Here is an 873-nt window from a genome sequence, read left to right as displayed (position 1 = left end):
GTCGATGCCCGTCCGCGTGAACGTCTGCGCCCGCCGTCCTCTGGAGTCAACCTGGGGAGAATTCGACCATGGAACACAGTTTGGCTGAAATAGCGGCGCGGCTCTCCCGCGATCGCCTGGGTCGCGGCGGCCCTTGCATGATATGGACCGTCTAGCTCCGATAGTTGGGCTTCGCCATTTGCTCGGCTACAGTTAGAACCACTATGGCTCAAAGCCCCTCCAGCATCATCGGTTCGCCGGCTCAAGGATCAGGTAAGTTCCGGCTCCACCTCAGTGATCATCCCTGACGCCAAGGGAAGCCCGCTTTGAACTGCACATTTTACGTCGCGGACCCCATGTCGGTCTGGTCGCCATGTTAGCCGACGCTAAATCAGAGCGATGCGACACTTCTTGCTGGGCCTTACAGTCTGTCTCTATTGCACCACATTGCTTCGGGCCGAAGCATGGCAGCCCTTTGGCGTCCGGCAGCTTGGCTTTACATTCGATATTCCTCCAGGTTTCGTCCTCACCCAGCACTCGGATCAAGGCGCGGCTTTTCAGGGGCCGAGAGAAGCGTCCCTAGTCATTTGGGGCGCACGATTGGGCAAAGCCAGTTTTCGCGCCGAGATCGAGCACCGCATGATAGAGGACAAAAAGTCCGGTTGGCGACTGACCTATCGGCGCATAACATCCAGATGGGCAAGCTACTCGGGTGTCAAGAATGGCGAGATCCGCTATGTCCGCGCAATCACGGTCTGCGGCGACCGCGCCGCGCTTTTCACAATTGATTACAGGAAATCGGAAAAGAAGCCATATGAGCCTGTTGTCGTGCGCATGGTCCGGTCCCTGAAGGCACAGGGCTGCTAAACTGGGGGTGGGTGGGCAACGCAGATT

At 58.0% G+C, this 873-nt stretch carries 1 protein-coding gene; it reads left to right on the top strand.

The window, feature by feature from the left end:
- Nucleotides 1–390: 390 nt before the first annotated feature.
- Nucleotides 391–846, top strand: coding sequence for a hypothetical protein (locus EN914_RS36910; RefSeq protein ID WP_244507003.1), 456 nt, complete (start codon nucleotides 391–393; stop codon nucleotides 844–846).
- The last annotated feature ends 27 nt before the right edge of the window (nucleotides 847–873 follow it).

Source organism: Mesorhizobium sp. M7A.F.Ca.CA.001.08.2.1, from assembly GCF_003998455.1.
GTDB classification, from domain to species: Bacteria; Pseudomonadota; Alphaproteobacteria; order Rhizobiales; family Rhizobiaceae; genus Mesorhizobium; species Mesorhizobium ciceri.
The sequence above is the reverse complement of the archived record's forward strand: the minus strand, read 5'-3'. Positions and strand labels throughout refer to the sequence as shown.